The organism is Streptomyces similanensis (assembly GCF_039543625.1).
GTDB classification, from domain to species: domain Bacteria; phylum Actinomycetota; class Actinomycetes; order Streptomycetales; family Streptomycetaceae; genus Streptomyces; species Streptomyces similanensis.
In genome coordinates, this window is record NZ_BAABKC010000132.1 from 49,469 (window position 1) to 65,990 (window position 16,522).

Below are 16,522 nucleotides of genomic sequence, written 5' to 3' on the forward strand. Positions count from 1 at the left end.
AGGTCTTACGGGAACGACCCGCTCCCTACGGTTGCGTAACCTACGGCAACGTAAGTATGGCAGTGCGTCGCCGCCCGGCAAGAGCCACTGGCCTGCGCGTCCGGCCCGACACCTAGACTTGGTCCCGGTCGGACAGCGCGGTCCGCTGAAGATGACTTCCCGGATGCCCGGCCCGTATGCGGCCCCCGCCGCGCGGCACGCTTCCGGGTCCCCTTCCAGAGAGCTTCCACACTGCAAGGAGCCGCACCTGTGAGCAGTGCCGACGACCAGACCACGACCAGCACCGAGCTGCGCGCCGACATCCGCCGACTGGGCGACCTGCTGGGGGAGACCCTGGTCAGGCAGGAAGGCCCGGAACTCCTCGACCTGGTCGAGAAGGTCCGCCGCCTCACCAGAGAGGACGGGGAGGCCGCCGCCGAACTGCTGCGCGGCACCGAACTGGAGACCGCGGCCAAGCTGGTCCGCGCCTTCTCCACCTACTTCCACCTCGCCAACGTCACCGAGCAGGTGCACCGCGGCCGCGAACTGCGCGCCCGGCGCGCCGCCGAGGGCGGCCTGCTCGCCCGTACGGCCGACCGGCTCAAGGACGCCGACCCCGAGCACCTGCGGCAGAGCGTCCAACACCTCAACGTGCGCCCGGTGTTCACCGCCCACCCCACCGAGGCCGCCCGCCGCTCGGTGCTCAACAAGCTCCGGCGCATCGCCGCGCTGCTGGAGACGCCGGTCATCGAGTCCGACCGGCGCCGCCTGGACACCCGCCTGGCCGAGAACATCGACCTCGTCTGGCAGACCGACGAACTGCGCGTCGCCCGCCCCGAACCCACCGACGAGGCCCGCAACGCCATCTACTACCTGGACGAACTGCACGCCGGCGCGGTCGGCGACGTCCTGGAGGACCTGACCGCCGAACTGGAGCGCGTCGGCGTCAAGCTGCCCGACGAGACCCGCCCGCTCACCTTCGGCACCTGGATCGGCGGCGACCGCGACGGCAACCCCAACGTCACCCCGCAGGTCACCTGGGACGTGCTGATCCTCCAGCACGAGCACGGCATCAACGACGCCCTGGACATGGTGGACGAGCTGCGCGGCTTCCTGTCCAACTCGATCCGCTACACCGGCGCCACCGAGGAACTGCTCGACTCCCTCCGGAGCGACCTGGAGAACCTGCCCGAGATCAGCCCCCGCTACAAGCGGCTCAACGCCGAGGAGCCCTACCGGCTCAAGGCCACCTGCATCCGGCAGAAGCTCGTCAACACCAAGCGCCGCCTGGCCCGCTCCACCGGGCACGAGAGTGGCCGCGACTACCTCGGCACCGCCGAACTCCTCGCCGACCTGCGGCTGCTCCAGGACTCGCTGCGCCAGCACCGCGGCGGCCTGTTCGCCGACGGCCGGCTCGCCCGCACCATCCGCACCCTGGCCGCCTTCGGACTCCAGCTCGCCACCATGGACGTGCGCGAGCACGCCGACGCCCACCACCACGCCCTCGGCCAGCTGTTCGACCGGCTCGGCGAGGAGTCCTGGCGCTACGCCGACATGCCCCGCGAGTACCGGGCCAAGCTGCTCGCCAAGGAGCTGCGCTCGCGGCGGCCGCTCGCCCCGACCCCGGCGCCCGTGGACGCGGCCGGCGCCAAGACCCTCGGCGTCTTCGAGACCGTCGGGCGCGCCCTGCGCGTCTTCGGGCCCGAGGTCATCGAGTCGTACATCATCTCCATGTGCCGGGGCGCCGACGACGTGTTCGCCGCCGCCGTCCTCGCCCGCGAGGCCGGTCTGATCGACCTGCACGCCGGCTGGGCGAAGATCGGCATCGTGCCGCTGCTGGAGACCACCGACGAGCTGAAGGCCGCCGACACCATCCTGGAGGACATGCTCTCCGACCCGTCCTACCGGCGCCTGGTCGCGCTGCGCGGGGACGTGCAGGAGGTCATGCTCGGCTACTCGGACTCCTCCAAGTTCGGCGGCATCACCACCTCGCAGTGGGAGATCCACCGCGCCCAGCGCCGGCTGCGCGACGTCGCCCACCGCTACGGCGTGCGGCTGCGCCTCTTCCACGGCCGCGGCGGCACCGTCGGCCGCGGCGGCGGCCCCTCGCACGACGCGATCCTCGCCCAGCCCTGGGGCACCCTGGAGGGCGAGATCAAGGTGACCGAGCAGGGCGAGGTCATCTCCGACAAGTACCTGATCCCCTCCCTGGCCCGGGAGAACCTGGAGCTGACGGTCGCCGCCACCCTCCAGGCGTCCGCCCTGCACACCGCGCCCCGCCAGTCCGACGAGGCGCTCGCCCGCTGGGACGCGGCCATGGACGTCGTCTCCGACGCCGCCCACGCCGCCTACCGCCGGCTCGTCGAGGACCCCGACCTGCCGACGTACTTCCTCGCCTCCACGCCGGTCGACCAGCTCGCCGAGCTGCACCTGGGCTCGCGGCCCTCCCGCCGCCCCGGCTCGGGCGTCTCGCTCGACGGCCTGCGCGCCATCCCGTGGGTGTTCGGCTGGACCCAGTCCCGGCAGATCGTGCCCGGCTGGTTCGGCGTCGGCTCCGGCCTCAAGGCGCTGCGCGAAGCGGGTCTGCGGCAGGACGGCGACACCGTGCTCGGCGAGATGCACGAACAGTGGCACTTCTTCCGCAACTTCATCTCCAACGTCGAGATGACGCTCGCCAAGACCGATCTGCGCATCGCCCAGCACTACGTCGACACCCTCGTCCCCCACGAGCTGAAGCACGTCTTCGACGTCATCAAGGCCGAGCACGAACTCACCGTCGCCGAGGTCCTGCGGGTCACCGGCGAGAGCGAACTGCTGGCCGCCCAGCCCGAGCTGAAGCAGACCTTCGCCATCCGCGACGCCTACCTCGACCCGATCTCCTACCTCCAGGTCGCCCTGCTCAAGCGGCAGCGCGACGAGGCGGCGGCGGAGCGGGAGGCGGACCCGCTGCTCGCGCGGGCGCTGCTGCTGACCGTCAACGGCGTGGCCGCCGGCCTGCGCAACACCGGCTGACCGTCCCGCGCGAAGGGCGCGCCCCCGGGTTCGTACGACCCGGGGGCGCGCCCTTCGCGTGTGCGCCGTCGGGACTCACAGGGCCAGGAACGCCGCCGTCAGCAGCGCGACGCCCGAACCGGCCAGCACCCAGGCCGCCCGGGTCCGGCGCAGCCCGCCCGCCACCACCACGGAGGCCAGCAGCAGCGAGCCGCCCAGCGGGGCCCACGCGTACAGGATCCCGGCCGGACCCGATCTGAGCACCTGATCGGTGCCCGGCTTCACCACCACGTCGTAGGCATGCCCCTTGCGCACCGCCACCGAGTCGATCTCCACCCGGGCGCGCGCCGTGGACCCCGGCGTGCGCGGTGTGTACGGTCCGCTGCACGCCTCCCGGGCGCACGCCGTCACCTCGACCGTGCCGCGCTCGCGCCCCTTGGTCAGCAGCACGTACGGCGCGGTGCTCCAGGACGCCCAGACGCCCGCGATCAGAAGGAGCGCCGCGACCGCGCCCATCGAGACGACCCGGCCCAGCCGCAGCGCGGCGACGGAGGCGGTGCGGGCAGTGGCTGGGGACATGGCCGGGATCATTGGCCATACCTGTACGCCCGGTCAACTCACGGGCGGCCGGGACCCGGACAAGTCAGGAGTTGTACGCACCCTGCGCGCGCTCCAGACCGTCGGAGAGCAGGGCCTCCACCGCGTCCGCCGCCCGGTCCACGAAGTAGTCCAGCTCCTTGCGCTCGGCCGAGGAGAAGTCCTTCAGCACGAAGTCCGCGACCTGCATCCGGCCCGGCGGCCGGCCGATGCCGAACCGCACCCGGTGGTAGCCGGGGCCCATCGCCTTGGTCATCGACTTCAGGCCGTTGTGCCCGTTGTCGCCGCCGCCCAGCTTCAGCCGCAGCACCCCGTAGTCGATGTCCAGCTCGTCGTGGATCGCCACGACGTGGTCGAGGGGCACCTTGTAGAAGTCGCGCAGCGCGTTCACCGGGCCGCCCGACAGGTTCATGTAGGACATCGGCTTGGCCAGCACCACGCGCCGGCTGCCCGGCCCCGGCGGGCCGATCCGCCCCTCCACGACCTGCGCCTGTGCCTTGCCGGCCCGCTTGAACCGGCCCCCGACGCGGTCGGCCAGCAGGTCCGCCACCATGAACCCCACGTTGTGCCGGTTCATGGCGTACTCCGGTCCGGGATTGCCGAGCCCCACGATCAGCCAGGGGTCGGTCGCGGAACTCGCCGGGGTGCTCACGTCCATGTCTCCTTGATACGCGCCGGCCGCCGCTCCCGTACGGGATACGGGAGCGGCGGCCGGACGAAAACGGTGCGCGTGGGGATCAGGCCTCCGCGGCCTCGTCGCCCTCGGTCTCCTCGCCCTCCGGGGCCTCCTCGGCCTGGGCGGCCAGGACCTGGAGGACGACCGCGTCGGCGTCGACGGCCAGCGAGACGCCGTTCGGCAGGGTGATGTCCTTGGCGTGGACGGAGGCGCCGGCCTCCAGGCCCTCCACGGACACGGTGACCTGCTCGGGGATGTGCGTGGCCTCGGCCTCGACCGGCAGCGCGGCCAGGACGTGCTCCAGCAGGTTGCCGCCCGCGGCCAGCTCGCCCTCGGCGACGACCGGGATCTCGACGTTGACCTTCTCGCCGCGCTTGACCAGCAGCAGGTCGACGTGCTCGATGAAGCCCTTCAGCGGGTCGCGCTGCACGGACTTCGGAATCGCCAGCTCGTTGGACTTGCCGTCGATGTCCAGCGAGATCAGGACGTTCGGCGTGCGCAGCGCCAGCAGCAGCTCGTGGCCCGGCAGGGTCAGGTGCAGCGGCTCGGAGCCGTGCCCGTACAGGACGCCGGGGACCTTGTTGTCACGGCGGATACGGCGGGCGGCGCCCTTGCCGAACTCGCTGCGCGTACCGGCGGAGATCTTCACCTCGGACATGCTCTTCACTCCTCGTAGAAAGTAGGGACTGTGGTCACCCGGCCTACGAACGGCCTGCTACGAAGAGCGCGTCGATAACGGACCGCCGTGTCCGCGCAAACGGAAACGGCCTCCCTCGCCGAGCAACTGGAGCAGTCTACTCGGCCAGGGAGGCCGGATCCAAAACGATCTGGGACGATCGCCGGAGTGATCGTTACTGCTCGTCGAACAGGCTGGTGACGGAACCGTCCTGGAACACCTCGCGCACCGCGCTGGCGATGGTGGGCGCGATCGACAGCACGGTGATCTTGTCCAGCTCCAGCTCGCCCGGCGTGGGCAGCGAGTCGGTGAACACGAACTCGCTCACCTTGGAGTTCTTCAGCCGGTCGGCGGCCGGACCGGACAGCACGCCGTGCGTGGCGGTCACGATGACGTCCTCGGCGCCGTGCGCGAACAGGGCGTCGGCGGCGGCGCAGATGGTGCCGCCGGTGTCGATCATGTCGTCCACCAGCACGCAGATGCGGCCCTCGACGTCACCGACGACCTCGTGCACGGTGACCTGGTTGGCCACGTCCTTGTCGCGCCGCTTGTGCACGATGGCCAGCGGCGCGCCCAGGCGGTCGCACCAGCGGTCGGCGACCCGCACCCGGCCGGCGTCCGGGGAGACGATCGTCAGCTTGTCGCGGTCCACCTTGCTGCCCACGTAGTCCGCCAGCAGCGGCAGCGCGAACAGGTGGTCCACCGGGCCGTCGAAGAAGCCCTGGATCTGGTCGGTGTGCAGGTCGACGGCGAGGATCCGGTCGGCGCCCGCGGTCTTCATCAGATCGGCCACCAGACGCGCCGAGATGGGTTCACGGCCGCGGTGCTTCTTGTCCTGCCGGGCGTAACCGTAGAACGGCACGATGACGGTGATGGAGCGGGCCGACGCGCGCTTGAGCGCGTCGATCATGATCAGCTGCTCCATGATCCACTTGTTGATCGGGGCGGTGTGGCTCTGGATCAGGAAGCAGTCCGCGCCGCGGGCCGACTCCTGATACCGCACGTAGATCTCGCCGTTGGCGAAGTCGAACGCCTTCGTCGGGACGACCCCGACACCCAGCTCGTGGGCGATCGCCTCGGCAAGCTCGGGGTGGGCGCGGCCGGAGAAGAACATCATCTTCTTCTCGCCGGTCGTCTTGATCCCGGTCACAGCACTGTCTCCTCGGAGGGTGTTCGCAGCTGGGTGTCGAGATGACCTCGTCAACCGTGCGCGAGAGGCCGTCTCAGCTGGTGGGGTGCGGGTGTGCACTTATCACGGTACGCCGTCGCGGACGCACCTGTTTCCGGTCAGGCTTCGCCTTCCGCCCTCGGGGTCGCCGCCTCGGCCGCCTTCGCCGCCGCGCTCCCGGGGCGCTTGCGCTCCACCCAACCCTCGATATTCCGCTGCTGGCCGCGGGCCACGGCCAGCGAACCCGGCGGCACGTTCTTCGTGATCACCGAGCCGGCGGCGGTGTAGGCGCCGTCCCCGACCGTGACCGGAGCCACAAACATGTTGTCCGAACCGGTGCGGCAGTGCGACCCGATCGTGGTGTGGTGCTTGTCCTGGCCGTCGTAGTTCACGAACACGCTCGCGGCGCCGATGTTCGTGTACTCGCCGATCGTCGCGTCGCCCACGTACGACAGGTGCGGCACCTTCGTGCCCTCGCCGATCCGGGCGTTCTTCGTCTCGACGTACGTGCCGACCTTCGACTTCAGGCCGAGCCGGGTCCCCGGCCGCAGATAGGCGTACGGCCCCACGGACGCCTCCGGGCCGACCACCGCGCCGTCCGAGACGGTGTTGTCCACCCGCGCCCCGGCGCCCACCTTGGTGTCGGTCAGCCGGCTGTTCGGGCCGACCACGCTGCCCTCGGCCAGGTGCGTGGCGCCGTGCAGCTGCGTGCCCGGCAGCACGGTCACGTCCTGCGCGAACGTCACCGTCACGTCCACCCACGTCGTCGCCGGGTCCACGACGGTCACCCCGGAGAGCATCGCCGCGGTCAGCAGCCGCTCGTTCAGGGTGCGCCGCGCCTCGCCCAGCTGCACCCGGTTGTTGATGCCCGCGATCTCCCGGTGGTCGCCGGCCACGCTGGCGCCGACGCGGTGCCCGGCCTCGCGCAGGATGCCGAGGACGTCGGTGAGGTACTCCTCGCCCTGGCTGTTGTTCGTGCGCACCTTGCCCAGCGCGTCGGCCAGCAGCCGCCCGTCGAAGGCGAACACCCCGGAGTTGATCTCGCGGACGGCCAGTTCGGCCTCGGTGGCGTCCTTGTGCTCGACGATCGCCGTCACCGCGCCGCTCGCGGCGTCGCGCACGATCCGGCCGTACCCGGTGGCGTCGGGCACCTCGGCGGTCAGCACCGTGACGGCGTTGCCGTCCGCGGTGTGCGCGGCGGCCAGGTCGCGCAGCGTCCCGGCGGTCAGCAGCGGGGTGTCCCCGCACACCACGATGACGGTGCCCTCGACGGAGCCGCCCAGCTCCTGAAGCCCCATGCGGACGGCGTGCCCGGTGCCCTTCTGCTTCTCCTGCACGGCGGTGCGGGCCTCGGCGTCGATCTCCGCGAGGTGCGCGGTCACCTTCTCCCGCGCGTGCCCGACCACGACGACCAGGTTCTCCGGGTTCAACTCACGCGCGGCGGCCAGGACATGGCCGACCAGGGAACGGCCGCAGATCTCGTGCAGGACCTTGGGTGTGGCCGACTTCATACGGGTGCCCTCACCCGCTGCGAGAACGACGACGGCTGCCGGGCGAATGGCGCTCACGGGATGCCCTTCGGCTTTTGGGTGGGGTGGACATCCGCAGGATACCGGGGCGGTCGGGCGGGGGTACGAGAGCGGGTCCCGGCCCGAGGGGGCCGGGACCCGTGGTGCGGTCTCGCGCGCTGTGGCTCCCGGAGAAGGATTCGAACCCTCATTCAACGGACCAAAACCGTTTGTCCTGCCCTTAGACGATCCGGGATCGGCGGCCGCGCGACGCCCGCGGGAATCCGATGCGCTGATCGGTCCCGGTGATCGGCTCCGCGTCCGGACACCACTATGCCGTACCCGGCGCCTTCACCGCGACGGTGTCCGCCCGCGACGACGGTCCCGGGACGCCGGGGGCGCCGGGCCGCGGCGGGGGCCGCGGCGTCGCGCGTACCTGCTGGGCGGTACGCGAAACTCGCCGGAAAAGCCGGTGCGGCCGCCCGTAGGCTGGACGCATGACCACGACGGGGGAAGAGCACGCCACGGCCCTGACCGGGCCGTGGTGGTGGACGCGGTGGCGCAGCGCGCTGTTCGACGGGAGCCTGGCGCTGGCGTCGGCCGCCGAGTGCGCGGCGGAGGGCGTGCCGTTCGCGCGGGACGCGGGGATCCCGCTGACCGCCGGGCTGGTGTTCGGACTGCTGGCCGGTTCGGTGCTGCTGATCCGGCGGCGCTGGCCGATAGCCGTGGTGCTGGTGGCGATCGCCGTCACACCGGCCCAGATGGGCTTCCTGATGGGCATCGTCGGCCTCTACACCCTCGCCACCTGCGAGCTGCCGCGCCGCGTCATCGGGGCCCTGGCCGGGATGTCGCTGTTCGGCACGATGATCGTGACGTTCGTGCGGGTGCGGCAGGACATGGCGCGGGGGGACTTCACGCTGGGCGACTGGTTCGTCCCGTTCGCCGCCGTCACCACCTCGCTCGGCCTCACCGCGCCGCCGCTGCTGCTCGGCCTGTACGTCGGCGCCCGGCGGCGGCTCATGGAGTCCCTGCGCGAGCGGGCGGACAGCCTGGAGCGGGAGCTGCAACTGCTCGCGGAGCGGGCGGAGGAACGGGCCGAGTGGGCCCGCAGCGAGGAACGGACCCGGATCGCCCGGGAGATGCACGACGTGGTCGCGCACCGGGTGAGTCTGATGGTCGTGCACGCCGCCGCCCTTCAGGCGGTGGCGCGCAAGGACCCCGAGAAGGCGGTGAAGAACGCCGCGCTGGTGGGCGACATGGGCCGGCAGGCGCTGACCGAGCTGCGCGAGATGCTCGGGGTGCTGCGCAGCGGCGGCGAGGAGCAGGGGCGTGAACGCCGGGAGCGGGTCGCGGCGGCCTCGGTGCCGCTGGTCGCGGTCGGCGTCGCCGCGGCTGCCGCTGCCGCCGCCTCCCGGGCCGCCGACGAGCCGGGCGGCGCGGAGGGGCCGAGCCTGGCCGAGCTGGCGGAGCTGGTCGGGCAGTCGGCGGCGGCCGGGATGGTCGTGGACCTCACCGTGCAGGGCGAGGCGCGGGAGTACGGCGCGGAGATCGAGCAGACCGCGTACCGGGTGGTGCAGGAGGCGCTGACCAACGTCCACAAGCACGCCGGGGGCGCGAAGACGTACGTACGGCTCGCGCACCGGTCGGCGGAGATCGCGATGCAGGTGGAGAACGAGCCGCCGCCCGAGCAGGCGTCGGCCCCGCCGGTCCGCCTGCCGTCCGGCGGCAACGGCCTGCTCGGCATGCGGGAACGGGTCCACGCCCTGGGCGGCGTCTTCGTCTCGGGCCCGACGGACACGGGTGGCTTCCGGGTGTCGGCGGTGATCCCGGCCACGGCGTAGGCGGGGGCGCGGGCACGGACGGCGCCCGACCCCGGTCAGCCTGGGGTCAGGCGGGCGGGGGTCGTGCCGGAGATCAGGGTGGTCAGGGCCTGGTCGACGTCGGGGCCGAGGTACCAGTCGCCGGTGTGGTCGAGGGCGTAGACGCGGCCCTCGGCGTCGATGGCCAGCAGCGCCTGGCTGTCGGTCTCGGCGCCCAGCGGGCAGACCTCGGTGCCGAGGGCGCGGCCGAGGTCGCCGAGGGTGCGGGCCATGTGCAGGCCGTGCATCGGGTCGACGTGCAGGTCCACGGGGGCGATCTGGCGGCCGGGCCCGGTCGGCGAGAGGCGCAGGCCGCCGAACTCCGCCCACGCCTCCACCGCGGCCGGGAAGACGCAGTGCCGGTGGCCGGCCGGCGAGGCGTGCTCGCGCAGCGCGTCGGCCCAGATCTCGGCCTGCTTTATGTCCCAGCGCCCCGGCTGCCAGCCGGCGGCGCGCAGCGCGGCGTCCACGGGCACGGCGAAGCGGGTCGAGTTCCCCGCCTGTCCGCGCGGGGCCGGGATCTCGGGCGAGGGGTGGTGGTCGGCGTGCATCTGCTCTTCGTTCGTCGCGGCGGTGGTGCGGCCCCGTCGGGCCGGCCTGTCGTACGGGCCCGCCCTGCGGGCCGGTGCGTCAGCCGTCGCCGCCCGAGGGGTCGACGACACGGACGCCGAAGTGGGCGCTGAGCGCGGTGCACGCCCGGCAGGGCGGGGCGAAACCGCCGTGCAGCGGGTCGCCGTCCTCCCGGATCCGGCGGGCCGTCAGCTTGGCCTGCTTGAGCGCCTTGCGGGCCTCGCCGTTGGTCATCGGTTTGCGCGCGGCGCGTTTGCTGCGGGCGCCGTCGGCGGCGCTGATGTGCCGGGAGATGAGGATGGTCTCCGCGCAGCGGCCCGTGAACCGGTCGCGCTGGGCGCTGGTGAGGGTGTCGAGGAAGTCCTGCACGAGCGGGTGCAGCGCGGGCGGCTCCTCGCCGCGGGCGGCGGTGCCGGTGAGGGTGGCGCCGCGCACGGAGAGGGCGGCGGCGACGGCGGGCAGTATCCCGTCGCGGCGGTGCCGGAGGGCGGGGGCGTGCGGCGTCCCGGTGCTGCTCCAGCCGATCCGCGGGTCGCCCAAGGCGCCGGTCCGCGGCCCCGTCTGCGTCGCTTTCATGATCATCATTCCCCTCCGGAGCATCCCCCCGAAGGACACAGAGTGCCAAATCGCGTGGCCGCTGTGGAAGCTGGGGCGGCGCGACACGCCCTGTTCGGGGCGGTGCGTCACGGCGGGGTGACGGCTGGTCACGGCGGCGGCCGTCCGCGCCCGCGGGGGCGGGGCGCGGGGGACCGGCGGGTCGCGGGCCGGTGGGCGGTGGCCCGGTGACCGGGGTCGTCGTACCGCATAGGCTGTCGGCACGCCGGCGCGCCGCGGTGCGTGCGGCCCACGCGTGGCGAGGAAGCGCGCGTGGCAGGGAAGTAGTCGATACGGGTCTCGGCGGCGCCGGTGCGGAACCGGCCGGTCGCCGCGGGCCGTACAGAGCGCCGCAGGGGGCAACCGCCATGACGACAGGTCGGCTCGGGCTGGGCGTGCCACCCGGCCGCCAGGCCGCAGGACAGGCCGCGCCGCCGAACGCGGCCTACGCCGGGCAGAACGTGCACTTCCCGGACCCCGTCCGGGCCGCCCGCCACCCCAGGGGGGTGCGGGTGGACGAGCACGGCTTCCCCGACTTCTCGCCGTACGCGCGGGCCGCGGTGGAGATCGCCGAGCCGCCGGAGGGCTTCGGCGTCGACGAGTTGCGGCTGACGGACTACGTCTCGGCCAACGCGGCGCTGGCCGCCTCCGGGCACGAACTGTGGGACACGGTGCCGAGCGTGGCCACCCCGCACGGCTGGACCTGGCACCACGTGGCCGGCGGCCGGCGCCTGGAGCTGGTCCCGGTCGAGGTGAAGGCGCTGCTGCGCCACCACGGCGGCATCGCGACCGCGAACGTCGACCAGGCCAAGCGCGGCACCCGGCCGTTGCAGGAGACGCGGCCGGCCCACTTCGGGCTGCCGAAGTCGGGCGTCGCGGTCCTGGAGGAGCAGGTGCAGGGCGTCGAGGAGGACCTCGGCTACCGGCTGCCGGGCCCCTACCGGTCCTTCCTGAAGGCGGCGGGCGGCTGCGCGCCGGTCGGCACCGCGCTCGACGCGGAGCTGGGCCTGCTGATCGACCAGCCGTTCTTCACGGTGCGCGACGAGGCGGCCGTCAACGACCTGGTGTACGTCAACAAGTGCCTGCGCGACCACCTCACCAAGGACTACCTGGGAGTGGCGTTCGTGCAGGGCGGACTGCTCGCCGTGAAGGTGAAGGGCGAGCGGGCCGGTTCGGTGTGGTTCTGCGCGTACGACGACGTACGGGACGTGGACCCGGCGTGGCCGCAGGCGGAGCGCGTGGAGCGGCTGCTGCTGCCGTGCGGCGCGGACTTCGACGCGTTCCTGTCCCGCCTCGCGGGTTCGCCGCCGGAGCTGGAGACGGTGGCGAACCTGATGGTGGACGGCGGGTTCGCGCACGTCGTCCCCGTCTCTTCCGAGTCGTCGGTGGGGGAGTGAGCTGAAGCGATGGTGACGTTCGCGCAGGCGCAGGAGCGCGCCGAGGAGTGGATCAACGGCGACGTGCCGGCGTACCAGCACCGCGAGGTGCGGGTACGGGAGTTCGAGCTCGGTTTCGTGGTGTGGGCCGAGGACCGCGCGGAGGGGCCGCGGTCGGACGGCGGCGCGCAGCGGCTGGTGCTCGCCCGGGACAGCGGCGAGGCCACGCTGTGGCCCGCGCTGCCGGTCGGCGAGGTGATCCGCCGCTACGAGGAGGAGTACGGCCGCACGGACACCGTCGAGGACGCCGTGCCGGCGCCCGCGGCCCGGGTGGACCTCAACCAGACGTCCTTCCTGCTGACTCCTCCGGAGTGGCTGCAGGAGGCCGCCGACCGGATGGGCATCCCGGACCGACGGGACTCGGGGGGCGGTACGGAGGGCGGTGACGGGGGCGGTACGGGAGCCGGTACTGGGAGCGGTCCCGGGGGCGGCGGTGCGGGGACTGGTGCTGGTGCCGGTTTGGGTGCCGGTGCCGGTGCCGGTGCCGGTTTGGGTGCCGGTGCCGGTCGGGTGCCGGCCGAGACTCAGGCGGGGGTGCCGGCGGGCGCGGCCGCTGGGGCGCCGGGCGCTCCCGAGGTGCCGGCCGGGGCGACCCCGTGGGCCGGTACGGACACCAACGCCGACGCGGGGGAGGACCGTTCCGTCCCGCTGCCCGCGACCGTGTTCGCGCCGCCGCTGAGCGAGGCGGACGGCGGGGCCCCGTCGTCCGGCGCCACCCCGGACGCCAAGACGGCGTTGATCGCCGGCGGCAGCCAACTCCCGCGCACGGCCGTGGCGCCGGCCCTCGGCGACGCTGACGCGCCGAGCGCGCAGGGTGCTTCGCACGCCCCGGGCACGCCCGGCGCCCCTCGGGGCAACGTGCCGCCCCCGCCGCCGGGCGGCCCGTCGTACGGCGCCCCGCAGGGGACCGGCGCGCAGGACCCCCCGGCGGCGCCCGGCACTCCGCCGCCTCCGCCTCCGGCGCGTCCCGGCACTCCGCCGTCCGGGCCGTCCGCTCCGCCCGCGTCGGTCCCGGGCGGTCCCGGTACTCCGCCGCCTCCGCCTTCCGGCGGTCCCGGTGTCCCGCCTCCGGCGGGTCCTGGTACTCCGCCGCCTCCGCCCTCGGGCGGTCCTGGTACCGCGCCGCCTCCGCCGCCGGGTGGTCCCGGTGCTCCGGCGCCCGGCGGCGCGCCGTACGGGTACCCGCAGGGGCCGGGCGCGTCGGCGACCCCGCCGCCCGGCGGGCGGCCGCTGCCGCCGAACGCCGGTGACATCGCCGACGCCGCGACCAGCAAGGCGGCCCCGCCGCCGCGCCGCGGCCGGGGCGGTGCGAACACGCCCCCGCCGCCCGGCGCTCCCGGTGTGCCGGGCGGGCGGCAGCCCGGTGTCCCCGCGACGCCCCCGCCCGGTGCGCCGGAGGCGCCCGGTGGGTACGTGCGCACCCAGTTCGTCTCGTCGCTCGGCCCCGACGGACCCGAGGGCGCGGCAGCGCCGACCGGCCCGACCGGCCAGACCGGCCCGCAGGCCCCGGGTGCGCCCGGCGCACCCGGCGGCGCGCCTCCGGGCGGCGTCCACCACGCCGCCACGATGCTGGCCGACCCCCACCAGCCCGGCGCCCCGCAACCACCCGGCACCCCCGGTACTCCCGGCGCTCCCGGAGCCCCCGGCACGCCGGGCGTCCCCGGGGCCGGACCGGGCGGCGTGCACCACGCGGCGACCATGCTGGCCGGCCCGCCACAGGGCGCCCCCGGCGGTCCTGGCGCCCCCGGCGGCCCGAACCTGCCCCCGCCGCCGCCCCCGCAGGGCGGACCAGGCATGCCGCCTCCGCCCCCGCAGGGTGGTCCCGGCATGCCGCCGCCCCCGCCGGGCGGTCCCGGCGTGCCCTCCGGCGGCCCGCGGCCCATGCCGCCGGGCGGCGGGCAGCCGCCGGTCGGACCGCCCGTCGCGGGCCCGCCCGCGGCCGGGCCGCCTCCGGCGTACGGCTACCCGCCGCAGGGGCAGCCGACGGTCGGGCCCGGCTATCAGGCGGTGCTGCGCTACCGCGCGCAGGACGGCTCCGAACAGCAGCTGATCCGGCGCTCCGCGCCGGGCACCCCGCACCCGGAGTGGCAGATCTTCCACGAGCTGCGCGCCATGAACGTGCCGCCGGACCAGGTGCTGGAGCTGCACACCGAGCTGGAGTCGTGCCGGCTGCCGGGCGCGTACTGCGCGCGGATGATCGCCGAGCAGTGGCCGCAGGCCCGGATCACCTCGATCGCGCCGTACGGTACCGACCACGCGAGCCGTCAGCAGGGCATGGGTCAACTCCTGGCGCACCAGGGCGAGTTGCACCAGGTGGCCGACGGTCCGGCCCGGCCGGCCCCGGTGCGCGCGCCGCTGCCGCCGGTCCAGCCCGTGCCGCCGATCCCGCCGGAGGGCGTCGCGCAGGAGCTGGGCGCGGCCTTCGGGCCGGGTGTCTTCCGGTTCGAGCAGGCGGCGGTCTCCCGGCAGGGCGTGCCGCCGGTCGTCGCGCACACGCTGGTGGTGGCGGGTCTGCCGCTGGACATGGGCCCGTTCTTCTGGGCGCAGGCCCAGCCGGGCCGGCCGGTGCCGACGCTGGCGGAACTGGCCGCCGAGCGCGGTGTGCGGCCGGCGCCGGACGCGGGCTCGTACCTGGTGATGGGCAGCGACTTCGGCAAGGCGATCTGCGTGCAGTACGGCACGGCCAACATCGTGGCGGTGCCGGTGGAGGCGGGGCCGGGCGGTACGTCCGTGCCGCCGCAGTTCGTGAACACCGGACTGCCGGAGTTCGCGCGCTGCCTGGCGCTGCTCGGACGGATGTGGCGGCTGCGCTACGGCCTGAACCAGGAGCAGGCGGGCCGCTGGACCGTCGACTTCCAGGCCCAGCTCGCCGCCCTCGACCCGGCGGCGCTCGGCTCGCCGGAGAGCTGGTGGTCGGTGCTGCTGGAGCAGATGTGGGACGGACTGCTCTGAGCGGGTGAACGCCTGACGGAGCGCGAGGCCGGGCCCGGTCGGACGACCGGGCCCGGCCCTTCGGCATGTCCGGGCGTCCGACCGCCGGTCACTCGTCCGGAGTGTCGCGTTATGTACATTTCCGTCCTATACATCAAGATGTCCGCGCAATCACCGTGACGCGTTCCCCCCTGTCCGGACGTGCCCAGACGTGGCCGGGCGGGTCCGGACGTGTCCAACTGGTCGGATTCGGCGGAGAGGGTTCGGGATGAGCAGCGCCTCCAGGTCATCGACGTCGTGCGCGGCATCGGCGTCACAGGCGTCACCGGCGCCGCCTGCACCGGTGACGCCGGCGGCGGACCCGGTCCACGGCTTCGTCGTCGGACGGGGGCGCGGCTACCGGCCCGACCAGGTGGACGCGTACGCGGACGCCCTCTCCGCGGACCGGGACGCGGCCTGGGAGCGGGCCGCCCGGCTGACGGTCCTTGCCAGGCACATGGAGGAGGAGGTCGAGGAACTGCGCGAGACGGTCGCCCAACTGGCCGAGCAGGACTACGAGTCGCTGGGGCAGGGCGCCCGGCGGCTGTACGAGCTGGGGCGGCAGGAGGCCGACGCCGTACGGGACCGGGCGCGGCGCGAGGCCCGGCGCACGACGGAGGCGGCGCGCACGGGCGCCGAGGCCGTGCTCCAGGACGCGCGGGCGTACGCCGACGCGGTGCGGGCGCAGGCCGAGGAGTGGGCCAGGCGCAGGCAGCGCGCGGCCCAGGCGGTGGCCGAGGGGCTGCGGATCGCGGTGCGGCACGACGTGCGGGACTGCCGGAGCGAGGCGTTGAAGGTGCTGCGCGAGGCGCGCCGCGCCACCGACCGGATCCTCGCCGACCAGGACCGCGACCATGCCGAGCGGCTGGTCGCGGCGGAACGGGAACTGGCCGGCCGGCAGGCCGCCGCGGAGGCCGAGCAGGCCGCTCGGCTGGCCGCCGTCGAGGCGACGCTGCGCGAGGCGGAGCAGTCGCTCGCCGACGCGCGGGAGGCGGCGCGGCGCGGTCCGGAGCAGGCGCGGGCGCGGGCGTCGGAGGTGGTGGCCGAGGCGCGGCGGCAGGCGGAGCGGACCGCCCGGGAGACCGAGCGGGTGCTGCGCGTGCACGGCGAGGTGTGGGACGGCATGCGCGCCCAGATGGACACCGTCCAGGACAGCATCACGGCCCTGACCGGACGGGCGGCCCGGGTCCCGCAGTGACCTGCTCACCCGCCGCCGGACAGCCCCTAGGGGTTGCTCCGTAGGCGGGTCGGGGGCGGGTTCGTCCCGCCGGAGGACGAGAGGGTCGACGGCGCGTCCTTAACCTGGTTTTACGCCGTGGGGGGCGGCCAGCCGCACCGAGGGGGGTGGGGTTTTCCCCCGCCGAACAGGGTGCCGGGCACCAGCGCGCAGCGGCCCCGCACCGGCCAGACTCTTCGACGTACCGCAGACGTACCGCAGACGCACCGCAGACGCACCGCAGGCGTACCGAAGACGCACCGGACAGGACCGGCGGTCCGC

The 16,522-nt window shown here is 74.3% G+C and carries 12 protein-coding genes and 1 tRNA gene; 5 read left to right on the forward strand and 8 right to left on the reverse strand.

Annotated elements, in window-relative coordinates; genetic code table 11:
• The first annotated feature begins 249 nt into the window (after positions 1–249).
• The gene (gene ppc / locus ABEB07_RS35910) at positions 250–2,991 is read left to right on the forward strand and encodes a phosphoenolpyruvate carboxylase (protein ID WP_345672255.1); all 2,742 of its coding nucleotides are present in this window, start codon (positions 250–252) and stop codon (positions 2,989–2,991) included.
• 75 nt (positions 2,992–3,066) lie between these two features.
• Here ppc and ABEB07_RS35915 read toward each other — a convergent pair whose 3' ends face one another.
• The 6 genes from ABEB07_RS35915 to ABEB07_RS35940 form a co-directional block, all read right to left on the reverse strand.
• Positions 3,067–3,561, reverse strand: coding sequence for a hypothetical protein (locus ABEB07_RS35915; RefSeq protein ID WP_345672256.1), 495 nt, complete (start codon positions 3,559–3,561; stop codon positions 3,067–3,069).
• 52 nt (positions 3,562–3,613) lie between these two features.
• Positions 3,614–4,225, reverse strand: coding sequence for an aminoacyl-tRNA hydrolase (gene pth, locus ABEB07_RS35920; RefSeq protein WP_176149310.1), 612 nt, complete (start codon positions 4,223–4,225; stop codon positions 3,614–3,616).
• 79 nt (positions 4,226–4,304) lie between these two features.
• A complete protein-coding gene (locus tag ABEB07_RS35925; RefSeq protein ID WP_176149309.1) occupies positions 4,305–4,901 on the reverse strand; it encodes a 50S ribosomal protein L25/general stress protein Ctc in 597 nt (198 codons plus the stop codon).
• A 193-nt stretch (positions 4,902–5,094) separates the two neighbouring features.
• Positions 5,095–6,069, reverse strand: a complete 975-nt coding sequence (locus tag ABEB07_RS35930; RefSeq protein ID WP_164586863.1) for a ribose-phosphate diphosphokinase — start codon at positions 6,067–6,069, stop codon at positions 5,095–5,097.
• A gap of 137 nt (positions 6,070–6,206) precedes the next feature.
• Entirely contained in the window at positions 6,207–7,655 is a 1,449-nt protein-coding gene (gene glmU, locus ABEB07_RS35935) for a bifunctional UDP-N-acetylglucosamine diphosphorylase/glucosamine-1-phosphate N-acetyltransferase GlmU (RefSeq protein ID WP_176149308.1), read from the reverse strand.
• 122 nt (positions 7,656–7,777) lie between these two features.
• A tRNA-Gln gene (locus tag ABEB07_RS35940) sits at positions 7,778–7,851 on the reverse strand.
• Positions 7,852–8,092: 241 nt separating this feature from the next.
• Here ABEB07_RS35940 and ABEB07_RS35945 point away from each other — a divergent pair.
• Positions 8,093–9,436 (forward strand): sensor histidine kinase, encoded by a 1,344-nt coding sequence (locus ABEB07_RS35945; RefSeq protein WP_345672258.1) that lies wholly within the window; start codon positions 8,093–8,095, stop codon positions 9,434–9,436.
• Between the two features lie 35 nt (positions 9,437–9,471).
• Here ABEB07_RS35945 and ABEB07_RS35950 read toward each other — a convergent pair whose 3' ends face one another.
• Positions 9,472–10,005 (reverse strand): SUKH-3 domain-containing protein, encoded by a 534-nt coding sequence (locus tag ABEB07_RS35950; RefSeq protein WP_176149306.1) that lies wholly within the window; start codon positions 10,003–10,005, stop codon positions 9,472–9,474.
• A 79-nt stretch (positions 10,006–10,084) separates the two neighbouring features.
• The gene (locus ABEB07_RS35955) at positions 10,085–10,609 is read right to left on the reverse strand and encodes a YwqJ-related putative deaminase (protein WP_176149305.1); all 525 of its coding nucleotides are present in this window, start codon (positions 10,607–10,609) and stop codon (positions 10,085–10,087) included.
• Positions 10,610–10,986: 377 nt separating this feature from the next.
• On the opposite strand from ABEB07_RS35955, the gene ABEB07_RS35960 reads away from it, so the two are divergent.
• The 3 genes from ABEB07_RS35960 (at position 10,987) to ABEB07_RS35970 (ending at position 16,222) form a co-directional block, all read left to right on the forward strand.
• The gene (locus ABEB07_RS35960; protein ID WP_164589681.1) at positions 10,987–12,015 is read left to right on the forward strand and encodes an SMI1/KNR4 family protein; all 1,029 of its coding nucleotides are present in this window, start codon (positions 10,987–10,989) and stop codon (positions 12,013–12,015) included.
• 9 nt (positions 12,016–12,024) lie between these two features.
• Entirely contained in the window at positions 12,025–15,006 is a 2,982-nt protein-coding gene (locus tag ABEB07_RS35965) for an SUKH-4 family immunity protein (protein ID WP_345672260.1), read from the forward strand.
• 322 nt (positions 15,007–15,328) lie between these two features.
• The gene (locus ABEB07_RS35970; protein WP_345672261.1) at positions 15,329–16,222 is read left to right on the forward strand and encodes a cellulose-binding protein; all 894 of its coding nucleotides are present in this window, start codon (positions 15,329–15,331) and stop codon (positions 16,220–16,222) included.
• Positions 16,223–16,522: the final 300 nt, after the last annotated feature.